We start from the raw sequence: 22,679 nt of genomic DNA on the forward strand, positions 1-22,679 counted from the left end.
AGGGACGTTCCCTTTCCCCACCGGCATTCCACCGGCGCTTCACTGGGGGCCGCCACCGGGCTTCACCAGGCTTCACCGGGCTTCACCGGGCTTCACCGGGTTTCGCCGGGATTCCGCTGGGGGAGAGGCGCCGCCGCGCGTCAGGCCGGGTTGCTGACCTCGTTCCTGGGCGGGGCCTCGATCCGGACCGACTGACCCCAGTCGTGGAAGCGGACGTCGCTGGTCACGTCGCCGAGGGAGGGGACGCGCTGGGCGCCGCGGGCGCGCACCGGGAGGTCGCGCCCGTCCACCCACAGCTCGTAGGACATCGACCGCACCCCCGCGTCCGCCAGCGCCCGGAACTCCGGCGACTGCCCGGGATGGGGCGTCCCGCCCGGCAGTTCGACCTGGAGGCCGTAGTGGACGGCGTCGGTCCCGTCGAGGCTCTCCACGTCCGCCCTGGTGATGCGCCCGCCGGCCACCGCGACCGTCAGCAGCCGGTCCGGGTCCACCATCGAGCGCACGGTGGTGGAAAACAGCGTGGCGTACCGCTGGAACGGGTCCGAGGAGCCGGGGTCCACCCGCACCCACGGGCGGTCCTGCGGGGCGACCCCGGGTGGCGGTCGCAGGTAGGTGGTCGAGCCGACGGTCACCACCCTCGTCCGCCGTGTCGCGGGGTCGGTCTCCTCCTGCCGGGCGGTGCGCTCCACCGTGACGTCCACGTCGGTGCCCTGGGCGGTGAAGCGGAGCGAGCCGTCCACCCGGGCGGGGCCGGCGTCGTCCGACAACTCGCCCCACACCCGGGCCGACCGCTCGTCCACCACGGCGGCGTGCACGGTGTCCGCCAGTTCGTGGGGTGTCGCTCTCGGGCGGGGCGCCGGTGTGCTCGTGCTCGCCGGGGGCACGCCGACCGGCTGGTCGGCGCAGCCGCACAACGCGGCAAGGGCGAGCAGCGTGGTCAGTGCGAGCGGCCGGGCACGAGGCATCGTCGGCTTCCTCCCGCGCGGAGCGCCAGGTCCTGCTGGAGGAGCTACCCGCGGGGGGACGGCGGTACGCCTGGCCGCCCACCCGGTCACGCGGGTGGACGCACCCCGGTCCTCAGTCCTGGTCCTCGCGGCCGGTGCGGGAGTGGAGCAGGCGGCGCAGCGAGGCCAGCCGGCGGGGCGTGCCGTGGCCCTCGGCCACCCACTCGTCCAGACCGCAGTCCGGGTCCTCGGGCGCGCCGAGGTGCCCGCAGTGGGGCGGGCAGTCCTCCACGCCCTCCGCCAGGTCGGGGAACGCCGCGAGCACGTCGTCCGGCGTGACGTGGGCCAGGCCGAACGAGCGGATGCCCGGGGTGTCCACCACCCACCCGCCGCCGGGCAGCGGCAGCGCCACGGCCGAGGTGGACGTGTGCCGGCCCTTGCCGATCGCGCTCACCGCGCCGGTGGCGCGGTCCGCCTCCGGCACCAGCTTGTTCACCAGGGTCGACTTGCCGACCCCCGAGTGGCCCACCAGGGCGGACACCCGCCCGTCCAGCCGCGCGCGGAGCGCGTCCGGCTCGCTGTCGAAGCGGGTGACCACGACCGGGAGGTCCAGGTTGGCGTACAGCTCCAGCAGGTCGTCCGCGCCGGCCAGGTCGGACTTGGTGAGGCACAGCAGCGGCCTGAGGCCACCGGCGTAGGCGGCGACCAGGCACCGGTCGATGAACCCGGGGCGCGGCGGCGGGTCGGCCAGGGACGTGACGATCACGAGCTGTTCGGCGTTGGCCACCACGACCCGCTCGAACGGGTCGGTGTCGTCCGCGGTGCGCCGCAGCACGCTGCGCCGGGCGGAGATGCGCACGATGCGGGCGAGGGCGTCGGGCTCGCCGGAGACGTCGCCGACCAGGCTCACCTCGTCGCCGATCACCACCGACTTCCTGCCCAGCTCCCTGGCCCGCATGGCGGTCACCCTCCGGTGCGGGTCGCCGTCGAGCGCGCAGGTGTACCGGCCCCGGTCGACGCCGATCACCAACGCCGCGGCGGCGTCCGCGTGCTCGGGCCGCCGCTTGGTGCGGGGCCGTGACCCCCGACGGCCCGGCCGCACCCGCACGTCCGACTCGTCCAGCTCCCGCCAGCTCCGCTGCTTCACACACCCTCCACCGCGGTCTCCTTCGCCTCGAGCATGGCCGCCCACATCCCCGGGAAGTCCGGGATCGTCTTGCCGGTGGACGCGACGTCGTCCACCGCCACCCCGGGGACCACCAGCCCCATGATGGCTCCCGCCGTGGCCATCCGGTGGTCGGCGTACGCCCGCCACCCCCCGCCCCGCAGCGGCCGGGGCCGGATGACCAGGCCGTCCTCGGTCTCGGTCACGTCGCCGCCGAGCCCGTTGATCTCGGCCGCCAGCGCGGCCAGCCGGTCGGTCTCGTGCCCCCGCAGGTGGGCGATGCCCCGCAGGCGCGAGGGGCCCTCGGCGAGGGCGGCCAGCGCGGCCACGGTCGGCGTCAGCTCGCCCACGTCGTGCAGGTCCGCGTCCACGCCGCGCAGCGTTCCCGGGCCCCTGACCACCAGGGTCCGGTCGCGCAGCTCCACCGCGCAGCCCATCTCGGCGAGGATGCCGCGGATCGCGTCCCCGGCCTGCGTGGTCCGCTCGGGCCAGCCGGGCACCCGGACCTCGCCCCCGGTGACGGCGGCGGCGGCCAGGAACGGCGTGGCGTTGGACAGGTCGGGCTCGACGTCGAGGTCCCGCGCCCGCACGGGGCCGGGCTCGACCCGCCAGACGTCCTGGGTGCCGTCGTCGACCGCGACCCCCTGCTCGCGCAGCATCGCCACGGTCATCTCGATGTGGGGCTGGGAGGGCACCGGCGGGCCGGAGTGCCGCACGGTGAGGCCGCGCTCGTAGCGCGCGCCGGACAGCAGGAGACCGGACACGAACTGCGAGGAGGCGGAGGCGTCGATCACGGCCTCGCCGCCGGGCAGTCCGCCGCGCCCCCGCAGGACGAACGGCAGGCCGGCCGGGTTCTCCCCGGTCGGCCGCACGTCGGTGCCGAGGGCGCGCAGCGCGTCCAGGACCGTCCCCATGGGCCGTTCCCTGGCCCTCAGGTCGCCGTCGAAGCGCACCTCGCCGTCGGCGAGCGCGGCGGCCGGCGGCACGAACCGCATCACCGTGCCGGCCAGGCCGCAGTCCACCTCGGCGGGACCGCGCAGGGGGCCGGGCGTGACCAGCCAGGCGTCCTCGCCCCCGCTGCCGGCGCGGTCCTCGACCCGGACGCCGAGCGCGCGCAACGCGGCGGCCATCAGCTCGGTGTCCCTGCTGCGCAGGGGCGCGCGGAGCAGGGAGGGGCCGTCGGCGAGCGCGGCGAGGAGCAGCGCGCGGTTGGTGATCGACTTCGACCCGGGCACCCGCACGGTGGCGCGCACGGGTCCGTCCGCGGTGGGTGCCAGCCACGCTCGTGTCATGCCCCGATGATCCCGCACCCCGCGTCGCTCCCTCGCGGTGGCCCGCCTGACGTGCCACGATGCGTCCCGAGGACCGGTGCGGGCGATGCGTCGCGCTCGCCGGCGCCGGCGGACGTCCCCCGTGACGCCCCGGAACTGTCGGGTGATCGTGGTTTGGTGGGGACCCCGCGCGTCACACTGGTGCTCACGGGCGTCGCGGGACGCGGTGGCGTCGGGCGCGGGCGCCCGGTCGCGGGAACGACCACGGCGGACGGCTCGCCACGGTCGAACGACGAGTGTCGGGGGTGGTTGGGGATGTGCGGCAGGTACGCCGCCACGCGGGATCCGGCGACGCTGGCCGCGGAGTTCGACGCCGTCGACGGCACGGACGCGCTGGGCGGGACGGCTCCCGGACCCGACTACAACGTCGCCCCGACCAAGCCGGTGCTGGCCGTGGTCGAGCGGCACCCGCGTGAGCCCGGCGGCGAGCCCGACCCCACGCGCGTGGAGCGCAGCATCCGGGTGATGCGCTGGGGGCTGGTGCCGGCGTGGGCCTCGGACCCGGGCGTCGGCTCCCAGATGATCAACGCCAGGGCGGAGACCGCCGCCGTGAAGCCGGCCTACCGCACCTCGCTCGCCCGGCGCCGCTGCCTGCTGCCCACCGACGGCTGGTACGAGTGGAAGAAGGAGGGCGGTCGGCGGCAGCCCTACTACGTCACGCCCCCCGACGGCTCCAGCCTCGTGCTGGCCGGCATCTGGACGACCTGGCGCTCCCCGGACCTCGCCGACGACGCGCCGCCGCTCATCACCTGCGCGGTGCTCACGACCGACGCGGTGGGCCAGCTCGCCGACGTGCACCACCGGATGCCGCTCATGCTGCCCAGGGACCTGTGGTCGGCCTGGCTGGACCCGAACCGCACCGAGGTCGACGAGCTGCTCCACCCGACCGACGACGCGTTCGTCGCCGGACTGGAGCTGCGCCCGGTGTCGACCGCGGTGAACAACGTCCGCAACAACGGTCCCCACCTCCTGGAGCGGGTGGACCCGGACGCCGAGCCGGCGCCCGTCCCCGACCAGGCGAGGCGACGTCGCCTCAGGGTGGTGCCCGACCCGCCGGAACTCACCCTCTTCGACCAGCCATGACCAGCATCGAGCTGCCCACCCCCCACGGCCCGGCCAGGGTCGAGACCCACTGCGCGCCCGAAGGCAGGGCGGCGCTGCTCCTCGGGCACGGCGCGGGCGGCGGCATCGACGCCCCCGACCTCGTCGCGGCCGCGCGGGCCGCGCGCGAGGTCGGGGTGCACGTGGCGTTGGTGGAACAGCCCTACCGCGTGGCGGGGCGGCGTGCGCCGGCCCCCGCCCGCCAGCTCGACGCCGCGTGGCTGGCGGTGGCGGAGGCGCTCGGATCGGGCCTGTTCGACGGCCTGCCGCTGGTGTTCGGCGGGCGTTCCTCGGGCGCGCGGGTGGCCTGCCGCACCGCGGCGGCCGGGCAGGCGGTCGCCGTGCTCTGCCTGGCCTTCCCGGTGCACCCGCCGGGCCGACCGGAGAAGCACCGGCTGGCCGAGCTGGACGGGGTCGAGGCCCCGGTGCTCGTCGTGCAGGGGGACCGGGACCCGTTCGGGCGGCCGGAGGCCGCGCACCACCGCGAGGTCGTCGTGCTCCCCGGCGACCACTCGCTCAAGGTCGACCCGGAGGGTGTTGCGCGCGCGGTCGGCGAGTGGCTCGACCGCGTGCTCCGTCCCCTGGACTGACACTGCCCAGCGCTGCCTAGCACCGTCTCGCACTGACTAGCACCGCCTGGCTGTGCTGTCTGGGGACGTTGGTGACGTGACACGCGAGCGATGATCCTGAAGGGGTGAGGACCTCCGCGTTGTTTCGGTTGTGGATCACCACATCTCGCACAAGCGGGAGGTCCTCCTGGCCCACGCCCCGCTGACGCCGACGAGCCGGCCGCTTCTGGCGCGGTGGGTCGTGAAGCGGGGGTTGGCCGTTGCGGCGGGCCGCGGAGCGGTTCCAGGTCTGGAGTCAGCACCGCGAAACGATGAACCGACCGCTACCGGAACGACGGCGAGCCGGGCATGGCCGACCGATCGTCTCGTCCGCACACGAGTCCCGGCCGGATCCCGAACCGGATCGAACGGCGGATCAACAGGGTCCGCCTGGCACGGCGGTGGGGACCGGCCCGCATCGCGTTCCCGCTGCACCTGGTGCCCTCCACGGTGCACCGTGTGCTGACCCGGTTCGGCCTGGCCCGGCTGGCCCATGTCGATCGGGCCACCGCACAGCCGGTGCGCCGCTCCGAACGCGCGAGGCCCGGCGAGCTGGTGCACGTCGATATCACCAAGCTCGGCACCATCCCCGACGGCGGCGGGCATCGGTCACCAGCCGCCAGGTCGGGAAACGTCACCGCACCCGCACACCGGGAAAGACTCTCGACCGCAACGGCAACAGCCACGTCGGCCACAACGACCCGCACAACCTGCTGTCCGGGGACGTTGGTGACGCGACACGCGAGCGATGATCCTGAAAGGGCGAGGACCTCCGGGTTCCGGTGTGGATCACCACATCTCACACGAGCCCACGGGAGGTCCTCCTGACCCACCGTCACGCCCCGCTGACGTCGACGGGCCGGCCGCGTCTGGCGCGGTGTGTCGTGGAGGGGTTAGTCATTGCCGAGGGCGGCGGAACGGTTCCAGGTCTCCCACACCGCGGCGGCCCGCTGGCGAAGCGGGGGGAGTGGCGGGCATGTGGACCGCTCCAGCCGCCCGCACCGCGATCCTGGCAAGACTCGGGATGCCGTCGAGGAGTCGGTGGTGACACCACGACGCGACCACACGATCGGCCCGATGCGTCCTTGCCGCCCGGACCAGCGTCACCACCGCCACCGCCACCGCGCACCGCACCCTGGCCCGCCGCGGCCCGGCCAACCCTGGCAGCCTGCGACCGGGCCACCGGTGAGCCGATCCGCCGCGACGAACGCGCACTGCCAGCGACCGCCTCAAACCGACCGACACACGACCAGCACACGACCAGCACCGCCCAGCGCTGACTCACCGCCCAGCGCTGACTCACCGACCGGCGTTGATCGACACCGTCCAGCGCCGGCCGGCACCGGTTCCGGGGCCGTGTGGGGCGCAGGTCACGCGGCGATGGCCGCCACCACGGCCCCGGTGAGCCGCACCAGGTCGGCCGGGGCCAGCTCGACCTCCAGACCGCGCCGACCCGCGCTACAGAAGATCGTCTCGAAGTCCCGCGCCGTGACGTCCACCACGATCGGCAGGCGCTTCTTCTGGCCCAGCGGCGAGATCCCGCCCGCCACGTAGCCCGTGGCCCGCTCGGCGTCCGCGACGTCGGCCATCCTGGCCTTCTTCCCGCCGACCGCCGCCGCGAGCGCCTTCAGGTCCAGGTGGCGCACGACCGGCACCACACCGACCGTGAGCCGGCCGTCGACCTCGGCGACCAGCGTCTTGAACACCCGTTCCGGCTGGAGCCCGAGCGCCTCCGCGGCCTCCGTGCCGTAGGAGTCGTGCCTCGGGTCGTGCTCGTAGGCGTGCAGCTCGTGCGGAACCCGCTGCTTGGCCAAGAGCGCCGTCGCCGGTGTGCCCCGTCCTGCCATGGTGGGTCACCCTAGGCGTCGCCACGACGCCGGTGCGCGGGATATCCCGAGATGTCCCGCGTTCCCGCAGGGCGGCGGGAATGCGGGACGGGAACGTCGCGTTGGTCCCCCACGTGGTGACCGACGTGCCGAAGACAGCCGTGCCGGAGCAGGCGACCGAGCTCGTGGAGCGCCGCGGCCTGACCCGTCCGCCGCGGGGTTCGGCCCCCTGTCGGCCGGGGGACCGGCGCGTATCCTTGGCGGGTACCCATGCGTCGTCCGGCATGGGAACGACGTCAGCAGCCGCCGGCCCACGAGGGCGGCGGGAAGGGAGCCTGGTGCCCGGCACCCAGGGACATGTGGATTCCACCCGGTCGACCGCTGTGGAGGAGACCCCGGAGGAGCGCGTCGCACGGTTCGAGCGCGACGCGATGCCCCTCCTCGACCAGCTCTACGCGGCGGCGCTGCGGATGACCCGCAACCCCGCCGACGCCGAGGACCTGGTGCAGGAGACCTACCTCAAGGCCTACTCCGCGTTCGCCTCGTTCACCGAGGGCACCAACCTCAAGGCCTGGCTCTACCGGATCCTCACCAACACCTACATCAACGGCTATCGCCGGCGGCAGCGCCAGCCGCAGCAGCAGCCGACCGAGGAGATCACCGACTGGCAGCTCGCCCAGGCGGAGAGCCACACCTCCACCGGCCTGCGCTCCGCCGAGGTCGAGGCGTTGGACCGGCTGCCGGACAGCGACGTCAAGGACGCGCTCCAGCAGCTTCCCGAGGACTTCCGGATGGCGGTCTACCTGGCCGACGTCGAGGGCTTCGCGTACAAGGAGATCGCCGAGATCATGGGCACGCCCATCGGTACGGTGATGTCGCGACTGCACCGGGGTCGCCGGCAGCTCCGCGAGCTGCTGACCGACGTCGCCCGGGACCGCGGTTTCCTGCGCGACGGCCAACGGGAGGTGGCTTCCTCGTGAGCTGCGGCAAGCCGCACGAGACGCCGTGCGACGAGGTCCTCGCCGAGGTCTGGCTCTTCCTCGACCACGAGTGCGACCAGGTCCGTCGGCAGAAGCTGGAGCGCCACCTGGAGGAGTGCGGCGCGTGCCTGGAGCACTACGGCCTGGAGGAGCACATCAAGGCCCTCCTCGGCAAGAAGTGCGGCGGTGACCACGCGCCCGACGCCCTCAAGCAGCGGCTGCGGGCCACGATCCGGCAGGCCGTGCTGGAGCAGGCCGAGGTGACGGTGGAGCACCACCCGGACGGGCCGACCGTGGAGGTGCGGGCCCGGCGGGTCGAGCTGACCGAAGAGTGACGGCGTGACCGTGACCGCCTGACGGCCGGTCGGGGACGGCGTCCCACCAGCCCCGGAACCCCGGACATGACGAAGGCCCCGGACCGAACAGGTCCGGGGCCTTCGTCATGTCCGCGGCGACGCCTCAGGCGTTCGGGCGCTTGCCGTGGTTGGCGCCGCGCTTCTTGCGGTCGCGCTTCTTGCGGGCCCGCTTCGACATGGGCTCTCCTCGTCCTCGGTTCGTGCTCGCCCGCGGCCGCCGTCGCCGACGGCAGGCCGCTTGTCGGGCATTGTTGCCTCCCCCCAGTGTCGCACGCCCGGTCGTGGCGGCTCTGGGAGGGCGGACCCGCTGGTCGCCGTGGTTGGATCGGGCGCGTCGAGGTCCTGGCTCGATTCAGCGCGCCGCCCGGCCGAGGCGTGCCGGGAGGCCGAGCCGGGGTCGGCCGCGTCGAAGGGATCGGGCATGGCCGAGGAGATCCACGCCGAGATGGTGGCCAACGTGCTGCGCGTCGAGGTCGCCGAGGGCGAGACCGTCGACAGGGACGCCACGCTGGTGCTGTTGGAGTCGATGAAGATGGAGATCCCCGTGATCACGGAGGTCGGGGGCGTCGTGGCCAGGGTCGCGGTCAACGCCGGCGACGTGGTGCGGCGGGGTGACCTCATCGCTGTCGTGGAGTGACGCGTCGTCCTCCGCGCGGCGTCCCCACGTCCGACGGCGGCGCGGGGCGACGGCCCCGTGTGAGCCGCCGCACGCCCGCGCGGGAGGGGAAAGTCCACGTCGGACGCCCCGTCCGCGCCGCGGGGTAAGTTGCGGTCGTGTCCACGTTGACCGACCTGCTGGCCGAGCACACGGGTCTGCCCGGCGCCGCCGTCGACCACCTCCAGCTCGTGGTGGCCGAGTGGCAGCTCCTGTCCGACCTGTCGTTCGCGGACTTCCTGATGTGGGTTCCGCTGGAGGGCGACGAGCAGGCGGGGCGCGGCCGTTTCCTCTGCGTGGCCCAGGCGCGGCCGACGACCGCGCCGACCGCGCACCCGGAGGACGCCGTGGGCAGCGTGGTGACGGCCGAGGAGCATCCACAGCTCCGCAGGGCCGTGTCCGAGGCGCGCATCTGCCGGGAGGAGGACCCCCGCTGGCACCTGGGGGTGCCGGTCCGGCGGGAGACCATCCCGGTGCGGATGGGCCGTCAGGTGATCGCGGTGCTCAGCAGGGACACGAACCTCGCCGTGCCCAGGGTGCCGAGCCCGTTGGAGATCTCCTACCTCGGCAGCGCCGCCGACCTGTGCCAGATGATCGCCGACGGCACGTTCCCCACGGCCGAGCCCTCGCCGGGCGTGCACACCAGCCCCCGGGTGGGGGACGGCCTGATCCGGCTGGACGCGGCGGGCGCCGTCGTGTTCGCCAGCCCGAACGCCCTGTCGGCGTACCACCGCATGGGGCACGCCGCCGACCTCGTCGGCACCCACCTGGCGCCGCTGACCCGCTCGCTGGTGTCCGACCCGTTCGACGCGGCCGAGGTCGCCCAGCGCATCCGCTCGGCGCTGGAGGGGCAGCCGTCGATGCGCATGGAGGCGGAGGCGCGGGGGGCGACGGTCCTGTTCCGCGCGTTGCCGTTGCGCCCGAGGGGGAAGGCGGCCGGCGCGCTGGTGCTGTGCCGGGACGTCACCGAGGTCAAGCGCAGGGACCGCGCGCTGCTCTCCAAGGACGCGACCATCCGGGAGATCCACCACCGGGTGAAGAACAACCTCCAGACCGTGGCCGCGTTGCTGCGGCTCCAGTCGCGCCGCACCAACAACCAGGAGGCGCGGCAGGCGCTGGAGGAGTCGGTGCGGCGGGTCACCTCGATCGCGCTGGTGCACGAGACGCTGTCCATGTCGGTCGACGAGCGGGTCGACCTGGACGACGTGGTGGACCGGGTGATCCCGATGATGAGCGACGTCGCGGTCACCGAGACCAGGGTGGCGGTCCGCCGCGAGGGTCGCTTCGGCGTGGTGCCGGCCGAGGTCGCCACGCCGTTGGTCATGGTGCTGACCGAGCTGGTGCAGAACGCCTTCGAGCACGCCTACGCGCCGGGGCAGCGCGGCGAGGTCGTGGTCCGCGCCGACCGGTCGGCGAAGTGGCTGGACGTGGTGATCTGTGACGACGGGCGCGGCCTGCCCGCCGGGTTCTCGTTGGAGCGCACCGAACGGCTGGGGCTCCAGATCGTCCGCACGCTGGTGGAGTCGGAGCTGCGGGGCTCGCTGAGCCTGCGCCGACGGCAGCAGCCCAGCGGTACCGAGGCGGTGCTCCGGGTGCCGTTGCAGCGACGCCGCTGACCGGCCGGCGCCCGACCGGCCCAGCACACTCCACAGAGGACAGTCCGGCTCGGACGGACGGCGCGGACTGTCGCCGTGGGACGGTGTGACCGGAGACGGTGTGGTCGGGGACGGTGTGACCGGAGACGGTGTGACCGAAGACGGCGGGGTTGGGCGACGGCGGCGGGGCCACGGCGCCGAGGTTGCCCGCCACACGCGGAAGGGGCCGGCCCGGGGTGGGCCGGCCCCTTCCGGGGTTCTAGCGTGGTGCTGGGGTCAGGCGCCGGTACGGGACCGGGTGCGGGCGTTGCGCCGCTTGAGGGCGCGCCGCTCGTCCTCGCTCATGCCGCCCCACACGCCGGCGTCCTGCCCGCTCTCCAGCGCCCAGGTCAGGCACTCGGAGATGACGGGGCAGCGCCGGCAGACGGCCTTCGCCTCGGCGATCTGCAGGAGCGCAGGACCGCTGTTCCCCACCGGGAAGAACAGCTCCGGGTCCTCGTCACGGCACACCGCACGGTGGCGCCAGTCCATTGTTCCTTGCTCCTCGCTAGGCGCGTTGAAGCGCCGGTAGTCAGTGGTCCGGGGTGCTTGTGAATGCGTTCACGTGCTTGTGAATGCTTTCACGAACTCTCGCGATGTCAAGGGTTTAGCCCCGATCCGGTGAGGCACGTCACCGGAAAGATCGGCTTTCCTGACCTGCGGGTTTCTCTGCGTTACTACCTGTCCACCGAGAAGATCGCCACACGATCCCGTTCGGGGGGTACGCAGATCACACCGCGACCCGCAGTGCGGCGGACGCCGAGGAGAACTCCACGGCCGTTCGCTCACCCAGGTGGTCGCCGTCCACCTGGAGGCGGACCGGGTCGACGCAGGTCACCTTGATGGTACCGACGTCGTCGAGCCGCACCAGGTTCTCGCCGCGCGGCTCACGGTTGAGGAACACCTGGCCGACGTGCCGCAACACCGTCGGCATCCGCAGGGTGCGCAGCGCGAAGAGGCCCAGCCCGCCGTCGAACGAGCAGCCCGGGTTCAGGTGCATCGCCCGCGCGTCGAGGTAGGTCCACGGGTCGGTGTTCGACACGAACGCCAGGTGGACGCCGTCCACCGGCTCCGACCCCGGCACCTCCACCGTCAGCCGGGGATGCCCCCGGTCCAGCCGGAAGTAGCTCGTGACCGCGACGCGCGCGTACCGCAGCGGCGTCGCCGTCCTGCCCTTCGCCCGCAGCGTCTCCATCCTGGCGACGACGTCGGCGTCCCAGCCGAGGCCCGCGTTGAAGGTGAACCAGCGCGCGGCCTGCTCGCCCTCCCCGCTCACCCTGCCGAGGCCGACCCGGCGGCTGGAGCCCTCCTCGACGGCGCGCAGCAGGTGGTGCGTGGCCTCGACCGGGTCGCGCGGCAGCCCCAGCGCCCTGGCGAAGACGTTGGCCGACCCGCCGGGGACGACACCGAGCATGGGCGCGTCGTCCCGGACCCCCTCGGCCAGCAGCCCGTTGACCACCTCGTTGACGGTGCCGTCGCCCCCGTGCGCCACCACCAGGTCGAACCCGGACGCGGCGGCCTCGCGGGCCGCGTCCGCGGCGTGGCCCCGGTAGTCGGTCTCCAGCACGTCCAGCTTCACCGCGCTGGCCAGGGCGTGGGCGAGCACGTCCCGTCCGGCGGGCGTGGTGGCGGTGGCCTGGGGGTTGACCACGAGCAGGGCGCGCACGAGTCGAGCGTAGGTCAGGGTCGGAGGCGGGCGTCCGCCTCGGTCGGCCAGGAGGAGGGCGGTATCACAGTCGCGCGAGGTCGGCGCGCGCGTCGGGCGCGCTGTCCGACCGGTGCGAGGTGCCGTGCCGCGAGGTCGTGCGCGGGGCGGGCATAGCATCGCGGATGCGCCCGTGGCGTGGTCGCCACGTGGTCCGTTCCGCATCCGCCACCTCTCCCAGGAGGACGACGAGTGCCCACCGAAGCCGCCCCGACGCCGCGCGGCGTGCGCGTCGCCGGAGCGTTGACCGGCCTTCAGGGCGTCGCCGGCGTGGGATACGCCGTCGCGCTCGCCACCCAGACCGGCCACGAGCACGGCCCCTACAGCGCCCTCGGCACCGCGGCCTACTTCCTGGTGCTGAGCGCCGGCGTGCTCGCGGCGAGCGTCGGCCTGCTGCGCGGTCGTCGGTGGGCGCGCACGCCGTCGTTGTTCGTGCAGCTCGTGCTGCTCGGCGTGGCCTGGTACGCGTTCGGGTCGGCCGGTCAGCACGTCGCCGGCGTCGTGGTCGCCGTGTTCTGCCTGGCCATCATCGTGCTGCTGTTCACCGCCGAGTCCAGGGCGTGGGCCATGGGAGTCGGACCCTACGACCCGGACGCGCCCGACCGGGACTGACGCCGGGGCCCACCCAGGAACGCCGAGGGGCGTGGCCGACCGGCCACGCCCCTCGCTCATGTCACCTGTCAGGTGATGATGTCGTTGACCTCCCAGCCCCAGCTCAACAGCACCGGCGCGCCGAAGGTCGCGGTGCCGTTCAACGACCTGCTGTGCGGGTAGGCGTACAGCTTGCCGTCCTTCATCCGGGCGATGATGTCCTCGAACCCGTCCTTGTTGACGTCCGCGATCAGCACCGTGTCGGCGACGTCCCAGCCCCAGCCGGTGACCACGGGCTGAGGCTCGTCGGCCGCGGCAGTGCTCCGCGCCGCGGTGGCGCTTCGCGCGGAGTGCCCCTCGGCCGGGATCTTGCTCAGCTTCGGCTTGGGCGCCATCCGCGGCTCGTTGGGGGGAGGCTCCGTGGGCACGACGAACATCGTGTTGCCGTCGTGCGTGATGATGTCAAGGTAGCCGTCGTCGTTCATGTCCGAGAACTGGAGCCATCGGCTGTCCTGCCAGTTCCACCCGAAGTAGACCGGCGCGTCGAACATCCCGGTGCTGAGGGCGCCGGTGTTCGGGTAGCGGTAGAGGTCGCCGGTGCCGGCGCGGCGGGCGATGATGTCGTCTCGTCCATCGCCGTTGGTGTCGACGATGGTCAGCAGGTCGTTGATGTTCCATCCGAGACCGATCAGGATCTTCGTGGAGAAGGTGTTGTACCCGCTGGGGTTCCCGCTGTGCAGGTAGGCGTACAGCTCGCCGTTGCTGAAGCGTGCGACGACGTCCGACCGGCCGTCGCCGTTGACGTCCGCGCGGCCGATCCAGTTCGCGTCGCCCCACCCGTAACCGACGCTGAACGGTGCCTGGAACGTCGACGTGCCGTTGAACTGACGCGAGTGCGGGTAGACCATCAGGTGACCGGTGCTCGCGTTGCGGGCCACCAGGTCCGGCCAGCCGTCCAAGGTGACGTCCGTCGCGCGCCCGCCCGAGTTGATCTGGTCCGCCGCGCCGGTGCCGGCGGTGCCCAGCAGCACCATGCCGGCGACGGCCGCCGCCGTGGCCGCGCGGAGGAGTCTTCGCGTGGTGGAGCCGATCCCCCTGCCGAGGCTCATGCTCGTCCCTTCCTGAGGCGACAAAGACATGATCATCGTTCGGGTTCCTGTCGGGACCGGCAAGCACATTCGCCGTTCGGCGGGCACGGTTTGGCGCTACCGGTCCCGGTCTCGCTGAGCTGAACGCCGCAACGGCTCCGAACGGCGGCGAGCCGGACGGTCCGACACTGTCAGGCCGTCCGGCTCGTTGTTCGGTTCGTGCGGGACGTGGGTCAGGCGCGGCCGGCGGCGCCCAGGGCCGCGAGGGCCTCGTCGGTGACCCGGTAGACGGTCCACTCGTCCATCGGGACCGCGCCCAGCGACTTGTAGAAGTTGATCGCCGGCGTGTTCCAGTCCAGCACCCACCACTCCAGGCGCGCGTAACCGCGCCGCACGCACTCCTCGGCCAGCTCGGTGAGCAGGGCCCTGCCCAGCCCCGACCCGCGCTGGCCCGGCCGCACGTACAGGTCCTCCAGGTAGATGCCGTGGGTGCCGCGCCAGGTGGAGAAGTTCAGGAACCACAGGGCGTAGCCCACGACCTCGCCGTCGACCTCGGCGACGTGGCCGAACAGCGCCGGGCGTTCGGCGAAGAGCGCGGCCCGCAACTGGTCGGGCGTCAGGTGGCACTCGTGCCGCGCCCGCTCGTACTCGGCCAGCTCGTAGACCAGCTCGACGACCTTCTCCACGTCCGACTCGCGCACGGGACGCACTCGTGGGTCGGCCACGGCCACCTCCTCCAGCTCACCCGGTCAGACGAGTTCCCATGGTGGCACGTTCATCCGGCCGATCTGGGGCACGCCCCGTTCGTGGCCGAGCACCCCGATCCCCGCCGCCTCCAGCCCGAAGTGCACGCCGGCCGTCGCGGGCAGGCCGATCCACCGGGCCGTCAGCACGCGGCTGAAGTGACCGTGGCCGACCAGGACGACGTCGCCCTGGTCCAACGCGGCCCTGGCGCGGGTGAGGACGGCGTCGGCCCGGTCCGTCACCTGTCCGGGGTCCTCCCCGCCCGGCACGGGGTGTGTCCAGACCGTCCACCCGGCGACCGTCTGGCGGATCTCCGGAGTGGTGAGGCCCTCGTACTCGCCGTAGTTCCACTCGGCGAGTTCCTCGGTCACCTCGTCCGGGGCGAGCCCGGCCAGCTCGGCCGTGCGCAGCGCGCGCTGGCGCGGACTGGACAGCACCAGGGCGGGACGTTCGTCCGTGCCCCGCAGCCGCGTCAGGATCGCGCCGGCCGCCCTGGCGACCCGTTCCCCGTTGTCGGTCAACGGCACGTCGCTGTAGCTGGTGTGCTTGCCCGTCGCCGACCACTCCGTCTCACCATGCCGGATGAGGTAGACCGCAGGTTCCCTGTCCGCTCCCACCCGTTGATCGTAGGTTCACCGCGTCGTGGGGACCCGTCCACGGCCACCGCATCGGCTGACGGCCGGCGGGACGAGGCGGGGGAGCCGGGCGGCTGTACATGGTGGACAGACGGGACGGCCGGCGGCGCCAGGACGGGTCTCCCCGCCCGACACCACCGGCCGTCCTGTTTGACCGTCCTGTTCGGACGCCCCCTCGCGCCGCGCCGAAGGGCGGCACGAGGACGGGGGACGTCACCCGGCGACGCGGTCCGCGCCGGTCGGGGACGTTCCCCCGCGCCGCGGCCTCACGCCTGCTTGGTCTCCCAGAAGATCTTGTCGATCTGGGCGATCAGGTCGAGCAGCTCCTGGCCCTTGGCCGGGTCCATGGAGCCCTTGACGCCCGAGGCGCCCGCGGCCTTGGTCGCCTTGTTGAACAGGTCGTGCAACTGGGGGTACTTCTCGAAGTGCGGCGCCTTGAAGTAGTCGGTCCACAGGACCCAGAGGTGGTGCTTGACCAGCTCGGCGCGCTGCTCCTTGATGATGATCGCCCGCTGGCGGAACTCCGGGTCCTCGTTGGCCTGGTACTTCTCCTGGATGGCCTTGATGGACTCGGCCTCGATCCGGGCCTGGGCCGGATCGTAGACGCCGCACGGGAGGTCGCAGTGCGCGGTGGCCTCCAGACGCGGACCGAGGACGCGCGACAGCAGTCGCATCTTTCCTCCCTGACAGTGGATGCTCCGACGCGGCAGACCCTACCCCTGGATCATGGTGTCGGCAGGCGGGAGGTGATCGTTGGCACGGGAGCTGGGGCCGTGGCTGGTGCGGCGGTTGCGGGTGCGGGGACCCTCGATGGCCCCCGCGCTCGCCGACGGCGACGTCGTCCTCGTCCGGGTCCTCGGCCGTCCGGACGAGGGAGTTCGGCCTGGTGACGTCGTGCTCGTGCGGTGGCAGGCCCGGCCGGGCCAGCTCTCGGTGAAGCGGGCCGTGCGCCGCGAGGCCGGGGGCTGGTTCGTGGTGGGCGACAACGCGTTCGCGTCCACCGACTCCCACGCGTTGGGACCGGCGACGGTGCTGGGCGTGGTCCGCTGGCGCCTGTGGCCCCGTCCGGGGCGGGTGCCCACACCGCCGGAGGCTGGGGCACCGTGAGGTGGGGGCGCCGTGAGGTGGGACGGGCGTTGACCGACGCGGCGGGCGCCGGTCAACGCCGAGCGCGTCAGCCGCGCAGCTTCTCGTAGTAGGCCAGGCAGTCCTCGTAGCGGGGCAGCAGGCCCGCGTCGGCCGCCTCGGCGAGGGTCGGGGCGGTGCGGTCCTTCTCCGACAGCACCGGCTCCAGGTCCGCCGGCCACGGCAGCTCCAGCGCCGGGTCGAGCGGGTTCGTGCCGTGCTCCGCGGCCGGGTTGTAGCCCTCCGAGCACAGGTACGCCATGACGGTGTCGTCCTCGAGGGCGATGAAGGCGTGCCCCAGGCCCTCGGCCAGGTAGAGGGACCGGCACTCCGCGCCGTCGAGGCGGACCGCCTCCCACCGCCCGAAGGTCGGCGAGCCCACCCGGACGTCGACCACGACGTCGAGGAGCGCGCCGCGCGGGCAGTACACGTACTTGGCCTGCCCCGGGGGGACGTCGGCGAAGTGGATCCCCCGGATGGTGCCGCGTCGGGACACCGAGTGGTTGGTCTGCGCGACGCGCAGCGGGTGGCCGACGGCCGCCACGAACGCCGGCTCCTGGTACGGAGCGGTGAACATGCCGCGGTTGTCGGGGAAGGTGGGCGGGGTGAACTCGTAGGCCCCGCTGATGGTCAGTTCCCGAACCTGCACAGCGGACGAGCGTAGGCCGCCCGGCTCCACCGGCCCTCCAGAGGGCGTCGAGACGGCTCGGCGAACATGATCTTCCCAGACCCCGCGCGCCCCGCCGACGGCGACTGACCGACGAGTTCAACAAGCCGGACAGACGTCTTGTGAAACTGCCTCTGACCTGCGGAGAAATTCCGTCCCGCACTGTGATCCCCACCGCAGACACACCGATGATCGGCTGTCAGACTGTCCCGCACCGCAGCGTCCGTCGGCGCGTTGCCCCACCCAGGGCCGCCCGTCGACCGGTCGACGTCGCCCCGCTGCGTCGGCAGGAAAGGCCGGCTTGGGCGCGCCGCCTCCGGACGGGAGCCGCCCCGTCCGTCCCCGCACCGGCAGGAGGGACGCCGTGACCACCGTGAACGACCATTCCACCTCATCCACCGAGCTGTCAGACGACGAGATCTTCCGCGCCCACGAGGGCGGCAAGCTCGGGATCGAGGTGACCGCGCCGCTGACCGACCCGCGCGCGTTGTCCATCGCCTACACCCCCGGCGTGGCCAGGGTCAGCCGCGCCATCGCCGAGGACGCCTCGCTCGCCGACCGCTACACGTGGACCAACCGCCTGGTCGCGGTGGTCAGCGACGGCACGGCCGTGCTCGGGCTCGGCGACATCGGCCCCCGCGCCTCGCTGCCCGTCATGGAGGGCAAGTCCGCGCTGTTCAAGCAGTTCGGCGGCCTGGACTCCATCCCGTTGGTGCTCGACACCACCGACGTCGACGAGATCGTGGAGACCCTGGTCCGGCTCCGGCCGTCGTTCGGCGCGGTGAACCTGGAGGACATCTCCGCGCCCCGGTGCTTCGAGCTGGAGGACCGGCTCGTGGAGGCGCTGGACTGCCCGGTCATGCACGACGACCAGCACGGCACGGCGATCGTCGTGCTGGCCGCGCTCCGGGGCGCCACCACCGTGCTCGACCGGCGGCTCCCCGAGCTGAGGGTGGTCATCTCCGGGGCGGGGGCGGCCGGGGTCGCCTGCGCCAGGATCCTGCTGGCCGCCGGCGTCGGCGAGGTGACCGTGCTGGACTCGCGCGGCATCGTCCACCCCGACCGGGACGGCCTGAACCCGATCAAGGCCGAACTCGCCGAGCTGACCAATCCGCGCCGGCTCTCGGGCGGCCCCGCCGAGGCGCTCAAGGGCGCGGACGTCTTCGTCGGCCTGTCGGCGTCGACGGTGTCCGAGGAGCTGATCGCCAGCATGGCGCCGGGCTCCGTCGTGTTCGCGTTGTCCAACCCCGATCCGGAGATCCACCCCTCCGTGGCGGCGCGCCACGCCGCCGTGGTCGCCACCGGGCGCAGCGACTTCCCGAACCAGATCAACAACGTGCTCGCGTTCCCCGGGGTGTTCCGGGGGGCGCTGGACGCCGGGGCCCGTCGGATCACCGAGCGCATGAAGCTGGCCGCCGCCGAGGCGATCGTCGGCGTGGTCGGCGACGACCTGGCGCCCGACCGCATCGTGCCGAGCCCGCTCGACCCGAGGGTCGGCCCCGCGGTCGCGGCCGCTGTCGCCAGGGCGGCGCAGGAGGACGGAGTAGCCTGAGCCCGGCGGGAATCGTTGAGATTCCACCAGCAACATCACCGGACGGGGGACAGACCCGTCACCTGAACGCCAGACTAGTCGGCACGGCCGGTCCGCTGTGGTGGGTGGTCGGAGCGGGTGTACGACGGATGGCGGGTGATTGTCCTTCGGACGGGTGAGTACCTGCGGGTTCGGGCCTCCCGCCGGGCCCGGTCCGGGGTGCACTGCTCAGACAGCCGCCGCCCGGCCACCGCCGCCACGGTGGCGGGGAGTCGACAGGGGTGGAACGTGGCCGACCGGGTCGAGCGGACGGGAGGCGCTCCGGTGGTGGGCGACGCGGGACGAGCGGCGGCCGGCGAGCGGCATCCGGACTGGCGCCCCGCCCTGCCGTCCGGGCCCGCGCTGCGGTGCGACGCGCACGGCCTGGTGCTCGCCGTGACCCCGGAGCTGGCCGCCCTGGCCGGGACCACCCCCGACGAACTCGTCGGCGCGAAGGTCGACGACCTCGTGGTCGGGGACGGCCAGGACGCCCGGTTAGTCCGCCAGGACGGGCGACCCCTGCCCGTGCGGCTGGTGACCTGGCCGCTGCCCGACGGCGGCCGGGTCGTGGCGGTCGTCGACGTCTCGGACCTGGCCTGCGCCGCCGCCGGGTTGCGGGACGAGCAGCGCCGCCTCAACGAGGTGCAGCGGGTGGCCGGGATCGGCTCGTGGGAGTTCGACCCGGCCACCGGCGAGACCATCTGGTCGCCGAGCCACTACGAGCTGCTCGGCCTGGAGCCCGGCACGGTCGTGCCCGGCGCCGAGGCCGTCCTGGCCCTCATCCACCCCGACGACCGGGAGAAGGTCCTCTCCTACTGGTCCGACCACAAGGCCAGCGGCGCGCCCATCCAGATCGAGTACCGGGTGCGGCGACCGGACGGCGAACTGCGCCGCATCCGGGGCGAGGCCGAGGCCAAGCGCGACGCCGACGGGCGCATCGTCCGCATCACCGGCTACATCAGGGACATCACCGACCAGTGGCGGGCCGAGACCGAGCTGGCCGCCGAACGCGCCCGCCTGCTGGAGGCCCAGCGCATCGCCCGCATGGGGAGCTGGAGCTACGAGGTCGCCACCGGCGTCGTACGCCGCAGCGAGGCGCTCAACGAGCTGTACGCCGACGCCGGCGCCGGCAACGACTTCGCCGACCTGCTGGCCGGCATCCACCCCGACGACCGGCCGCGGATCGTCGCCCTCCGCGACCAGCTCCTGCGCGGCCCGCACGGCAAGACCGTCGAGGTGGAGATCCGCGGCGCGCGCGGCGAGCAGGTCTACGTGGGCCGCGCCAGGGCGGAGCGCGGGCCGGACGGCGAGATCGCGTGGTTGCAGGGCACCGTGCAGGACGTCACCGAGCAACGCGCGTTGGAGCGCCAGCTCCGGGAGGAGCGGCGGCGGCTCAACGACGCGCAGCGCGTGGCGCGGCTGGGCACCTGGGAGTGGGACCCGGCCACCGACGAGACCGCGTGGTCGGACATGCTGCACGAGCTGTACGGCGTGCCGACCACCGAGCGCACCACCCACCAGACCTACCTCTCCCTGGTCCACCCCGACGACCGGGACTGGGTGGACGAGAAGTGGCGGGAGCTGCGCCAGGACCACCGCCCGGTGGTGTGCGAACACCGGATCGTGCGGCGGGACGGGGTGATGCGGGTGTTCCGCTGCCACGGGGCCGCGGTCCGCGACCCGGACGGGCGCGTCATCCTCGTCGGCACCGCCCAGGACGTCACCGAGCAACGGGCCACCGAGACCAGGATGGAGCGGTCCAGCCAGCGGTTCACCGACCTCGTGTCGATCACACCCGTCGGCATCGGACTGTTCGACGGCAACGAGCGCCTGGTCGACGCCAACGAGGCGTTGTGCGACCTCCTGGGCTACGACCTCGACCAGCTCCGCGGCATGACCGCCGAGCAGCTCACACACCCGGAGGAACGGGCGGAGCGCAGACGCTCGGCGTCCCGCATCAACGCCGGCAACGACCGCAGTTACCGCATACCCCAACGGATGCTGATGCGGGCCGACGGGGAGCCGGTGTACTGCGAGCTGCACATCGCGGTGTCCGTCCAGGACGACGGGCGCCGCTTCTGGCTCGTCGTGCACCAGGACATCACCGAGCGGCGGCGCGCGGCGGAGGCGCTGCGGCACCAGGCGACCCACGACGACCTCACCGGCCTGCCCAACCGGGCCGCCGTCAAGGAACTCCTCGGCCGGCTGCTGCACGAGGACGGCTCGAAGGTCGCGGTGCTGTTCTGCGACATCGACAACTTCAAGCGGGTCAACGACTCCCTCGGGCACGACGCGGGGGACGAGCTGCTGGTGGCGTTGGCCCGACGGCTGGAGAGCGGCCTGCCCGACGGGTGCACGGCCGCCAGGCTCTCCGGCGACGAGTACGTGATCATCTGCTCCGACGTCGACCGGGTCGGCGGGGTGGAGGCGCTGGCCAGGAAGGTGGCCAGCCTGCTGCGCACGGCCGTGCCGGTCCACGGCCAGCTCGTCCGCGTCTCGGCGGCGATCGGCGCGGCCGTGCCCAACGGGTCGCGGCCCACCGGCGCGGACCTCCTGCGGTTCGCGGACGCGGCCATGTTCGAGGCGAAGAGCCGGGGCGCCGGCAAGGTGTCGTTGGCCAGCGCCGCGCTGATGGCCAGCGCGGACCGGCAGGTGCACCTGGAGGGGCAGCTCAGGGACGCGCTGGCCAGGGACGGCCTGGCGCTGCACTTCCAGCCCGTGGTGGGCGCGGACGGCGCGGTGCTCACCGCGGAGGCGTTGGTGCGGTGGCCGCACCCCGACCGGGGGCTGTTGGCGCCGGGTGTCTTCCTCCCCGTGGCCGAGCAGGGCGACCTGCTGCGGGAGCTGGACCGGTGGGTGCTGCGCACCGCTCTGCGCGAGGCGGCGCGGTGGCCGCTCCAGGACGGCCGTCCCGTGGCCGTCGCGGTGAACCTGGCCGGTCTGGTGCCCGGCGACCCCGACTTCGTGGACTCGGTGTGCGCGGCGGTGGTGGAGAGCGGCGTCGCCTTCGACCGGGTGGTGCTGGAGCTGGTGGAGACCGCGTTGGTGGACCTGCCGTCGCGGACGAGGGCGCAGATGGCGGAACTGGTGGAGCGCGGCGTGCGCTTCGCGGTCGACGACTTCGGCACGGGCTACTCGTCACTGGCCCGGTTGAAGGAGTTGCCGGCGCAGATCGTGAAGGTGGACCGCCGGTTCGTCTCCGGGGTGGGCAACGACCCGGCCGACCTGGCGGTCGCCAAGGCCGTCGTGGACATGGCCAGAGCGATGGGACGGCACTGCGTCGCGGAGGGCGTCGAGACCGCGACCCAGTTCCACGTGCTGCGCGGGGTCGGCGTCGACGCCTACCAGGGCTGGCTGTTCTCGCGCGCGGTGGCGGCGCGGGAGTTCCGCACCCTCCTGGGGCTGGGACCGCTGCACGTCCCGCGCTCCCGCTGACGGGGCTCCTGCTGACGGGCTCTCACTGACCCGTGCCCGCTGGCGCGCCCCCGCTGGCCGCGCTCCCACTGACGGGGTGCTGCCGGTGGGCGTCTCACCGACGCGCACTCACTGACCCGTGCCCACGCCTGGGTTCCCGTGCCTGGGCTTCGGTGGCCTTCGCGCGTCCTCGTCCCCGGCACTCCCGGCGGCCTCGACGCCCTCGCGCTCTCCCACCCGGGTACAGCCCCCACCCGTCCCGGGGGGCGAGCCCCGCTCCAGCCTAACCAAGAACAACAGAGCGCCACCAGTCAGGAACAGTCCGCTGTGGATAACTCAGGGGGCTGTGGACAACTTCGTCCACAGTGGAGTGAAGTTGTTCACTACATCGGAGGATGTGCCCAGCGAAGGCTTGCGCAAGAGGTCGATGTTCACACCCGCCTGTGGCACCAACCGGAGCCTCGCCCGAAGCCGAAGCCGAAGCCGAAGCCGAAGCCTCGCCGAGCCCCAACCCGAACCCGAACCGAGCCCGAGCCCGAA

At 73.3% G+C, this 22,679-nt stretch carries 22 protein-coding genes and 2 pseudogenes; 12 read left to right on the plus strand and 12 right to left on the minus strand.

What is annotated here, in order from left to right:
* Positions 1–140 precede the first annotated feature (140 nt).
* The 3 genes from LX15_RS11975 to aroA form a co-directional block, all read right to left on the minus strand.
* Positions 141–965 (minus strand): SCO4651 family lipoprotein, encoded by an 825-nt coding sequence (locus tag LX15_RS11975; RefSeq protein ID WP_253669612.1) that lies wholly within the window; start codon positions 963–965, stop codon positions 141–143.
* A gap of 112 nt (positions 966–1,077) precedes the next feature.
* Positions 1,078–2,091 (minus strand): ribosome small subunit-dependent GTPase A, encoded by a 1,014-nt coding sequence (gene rsgA, locus LX15_RS11980; protein ID WP_253669613.1) that lies wholly within the window; start codon positions 2,089–2,091, stop codon positions 1,078–1,080.
* The gene (aroA, locus tag LX15_RS11985) at positions 2,088–3,401 is read right to left on the minus strand and encodes a 3-phosphoshikimate 1-carboxyvinyltransferase (RefSeq protein WP_253669614.1); all 1,314 of its coding nucleotides are present in this window, start codon (positions 3,399–3,401) and stop codon (positions 2,088–2,090) included. The genes rsgA and aroA overlap by 4 nt, the downstream gene beginning before the upstream one ends.
* 294 nt (positions 3,402–3,695) lie before the next feature.
* On the opposite strand from aroA, the gene LX15_RS11990 reads away from it, so the two are divergent.
* The 4 genes and pseudogenes from LX15_RS11990 to LX15_RS33520 form a co-directional block, all read left to right on the plus strand.
* Complete coding sequence (locus LX15_RS11990) at positions 3,696–4,523, plus strand: SOS response-associated peptidase (protein WP_253669615.1); 828 nt, start codon at positions 3,696–3,698, stop codon at positions 4,521–4,523.
* Entirely contained in the window at positions 4,520–5,131 is a 612-nt protein-coding gene (locus LX15_RS11995; RefSeq protein ID WP_253669616.1) for an alpha/beta hydrolase family protein, read from the plus strand. Before LX15_RS11990 ends, LX15_RS11995 begins: the two co-directional genes overlap by 4 nt.
* A 166-nt stretch (positions 5,132–5,297) precedes the next feature.
* Positions 5,298–5,762 (plus strand): annotated as a pseudogene (locus tag LX15_RS12000) (leucine zipper domain-containing protein); the annotation flags it as partial.
* A gap of 211 nt (positions 5,763–5,973) precedes the next feature.
* Positions 5,974–6,369: pseudogene (locus tag LX15_RS33520) on the plus strand (leucine zipper domain-containing protein); the annotation flags it as partial.
* Between the two features lie 150 nt (positions 6,370–6,519).
* Here the strand turns inward: LX15_RS33520 and ybaK are convergent.
* A complete protein-coding gene (gene ybaK, locus LX15_RS12010) occupies positions 6,520–6,996 on the minus strand; it encodes a Cys-tRNA(Pro) deacylase (protein ID WP_253669617.1) in 477 nt (158 codons plus the stop codon).
* Between the two features lie 317 nt (positions 6,997–7,313).
* On the opposite strand from ybaK, the gene LX15_RS12015 reads away from it, so the two are divergent.
* Positions 7,314–7,955, plus strand: coding sequence for a sigma-70 family RNA polymerase sigma factor (locus LX15_RS12015; protein WP_372502638.1), 642 nt, complete (start codon positions 7,314–7,316; stop codon positions 7,953–7,955).
* Positions 7,952–8,290 carry a mycothiol system anti-sigma-R factor gene (rsrA, locus tag LX15_RS12020; RefSeq protein WP_253669618.1) on the plus strand — a complete coding sequence of 113 codons (339 nt, stop codon included), beginning with the start codon at positions 7,952–7,954 and terminating at the stop codon, positions 8,288–8,290. Before LX15_RS12015 ends, rsrA begins: the two co-directional genes overlap by 4 nt.
* Positions 8,291–8,414: 124 nt before the next feature.
* On the opposite strand, the gene LX15_RS33525 is transcribed toward rsrA, so the two are convergent.
* Positions 8,415–8,489 carry a 50S ribosomal protein bL37 gene (locus LX15_RS33525; RefSeq protein WP_143174383.1) on the minus strand — a complete coding sequence of 25 codons (75 nt, stop codon included), beginning with the start codon at positions 8,487–8,489 and terminating at the stop codon, positions 8,415–8,417.
* Positions 8,490–8,732: 243 nt separating this feature from the next.
* Between LX15_RS33525 and LX15_RS12025 the strand changes: the two genes are divergently transcribed.
* On the plus strand, positions 8,733–8,948 hold the full coding sequence (locus LX15_RS12025; protein WP_253669619.1) for a biotin/lipoyl-binding carrier protein: 216 nt from the start codon (positions 8,733–8,735) through the stop codon (positions 8,946–8,948).
* A gap of 137 nt (positions 8,949–9,085) precedes the next feature.
* Positions 9,086–10,582, plus strand: a complete 1,497-nt coding sequence (locus LX15_RS12030) for a GAF domain-containing sensor histidine kinase (RefSeq protein WP_253669620.1) — start codon at positions 9,086–9,088, stop codon at positions 10,580–10,582.
* A 255-nt stretch (positions 10,583–10,837) separates the two neighbouring features.
* Here the strand turns inward: LX15_RS12030 and LX15_RS12035 are convergent, their stop codons facing one another.
* Positions 10,838–11,092: a WhiB family transcriptional regulator gene (locus LX15_RS12035; protein ID WP_073487666.1), complete on the minus strand. Its 255-nt coding sequence runs from the start codon at positions 11,090–11,092 to the stop codon at positions 10,838–10,840.
* Positions 11,093–11,330: 238 nt separating this feature from the next.
* Entirely contained in the window at positions 11,331–12,266 is a 936-nt protein-coding gene (locus LX15_RS12040; RefSeq protein WP_253669621.1) for a diacylglycerol/lipid kinase family protein, read from the minus strand.
* Between the two features lie 231 nt (positions 12,267–12,497).
* Here LX15_RS12040 and LX15_RS12045 point away from each other — a divergent pair, with 231 nt between their 5' ends.
* Positions 12,498–12,917, plus strand: coding sequence for a hypothetical protein (locus LX15_RS12045; protein ID WP_253669622.1), 420 nt, complete (start codon positions 12,498–12,500; stop codon positions 12,915–12,917).
* Between the two features lie 68 nt (positions 12,918–12,985).
* Here the strand turns inward: LX15_RS12045 and LX15_RS12050 are convergent, their stop codons facing one another.
* The 4 genes from LX15_RS12050 to sodN all read right to left on the minus strand — a co-directional run bounded on the left by LX15_RS12050 (position 12,986) and on the right by sodN (position 16,037).
* The gene (locus tag LX15_RS12050) at positions 12,986–14,005 is read right to left on the minus strand and encodes an FG-GAP repeat domain-containing protein (protein WP_253669623.1); all 1,020 of its coding nucleotides are present in this window, start codon (positions 14,003–14,005) and stop codon (positions 12,986–12,988) included.
* A gap of 212 nt (positions 14,006–14,217) precedes the next feature.
* Positions 14,218–14,709 carry a GNAT family N-acetyltransferase gene (locus tag LX15_RS12055; protein WP_253669624.1) on the minus strand — a complete coding sequence of 164 codons (492 nt, stop codon included), beginning with the start codon at positions 14,707–14,709 and terminating at the stop codon, positions 14,218–14,220.
* A 24-nt stretch (positions 14,710–14,733) separates the two neighbouring features.
* Positions 14,734–15,345, minus strand: coding sequence for an acid phosphatase (locus LX15_RS12060; RefSeq protein WP_253669625.1), 612 nt, complete (start codon positions 15,343–15,345; stop codon positions 14,734–14,736).
* A 284-nt stretch (positions 15,346–15,629) separates the two neighbouring features.
* On the minus strand, positions 15,630–16,037 hold the full coding sequence (gene sodN, locus LX15_RS12065; RefSeq protein WP_253669626.1) for a superoxide dismutase, Ni: 408 nt from the start codon (positions 16,035–16,037) through the stop codon (positions 15,630–15,632).
* A 79-nt stretch (positions 16,038–16,116) separates the two neighbouring features.
* Here sodN and LX15_RS12070 point away from each other — a divergent pair, with 79 nt between their 5' ends.
* On the plus strand, positions 16,117–16,470 hold the full coding sequence (locus LX15_RS12070; RefSeq protein ID WP_301304442.1) for a S26 family signal peptidase: 354 nt from the start codon (positions 16,117–16,119) through the stop codon (positions 16,468–16,470).
* Positions 16,471–16,537: 67 nt separating this feature from the next.
* Here the strand turns inward: LX15_RS12070 and LX15_RS12075 are convergent, their stop codons facing one another.
* Positions 16,538–17,137 carry a dTDP-4-dehydrorhamnose 3,5-epimerase family protein gene (locus tag LX15_RS12075; RefSeq protein WP_253669627.1) on the minus strand — a complete coding sequence of 200 codons (600 nt, stop codon included), beginning with the start codon at positions 17,135–17,137 and terminating at the stop codon, positions 16,538–16,540.
* A 382-nt stretch (positions 17,138–17,519) separates the two neighbouring features.
* On the opposite strand from LX15_RS12075, the gene LX15_RS12080 reads away from it, so the two are divergent.
* Together LX15_RS12080 and LX15_RS12085 are read left to right on the plus strand one after the other, a co-directional pair.
* Positions 17,520–18,707, plus strand: coding sequence for an NAD(P)-dependent malic enzyme (locus LX15_RS12080; protein WP_253669628.1), 1,188 nt, complete (start codon positions 17,520–17,522; stop codon positions 18,705–18,707).
* A gap of 135 nt (positions 18,708–18,842) precedes the next feature.
* Positions 18,843–22,160, plus strand: coding sequence for an EAL domain-containing protein (locus LX15_RS12085; RefSeq protein WP_253669629.1), 3,318 nt, complete (start codon positions 18,843–18,845; stop codon positions 22,158–22,160).
* Positions 22,161–22,679: the final 519 nt, after the last annotated feature.

This window comes from Streptoalloteichus tenebrarius, assembly GCF_024171885.1.
GTDB lineage: Bacteria > Actinomycetota > Actinomycetes > Mycobacteriales > Pseudonocardiaceae > Streptoalloteichus > Streptoalloteichus tenebrarius.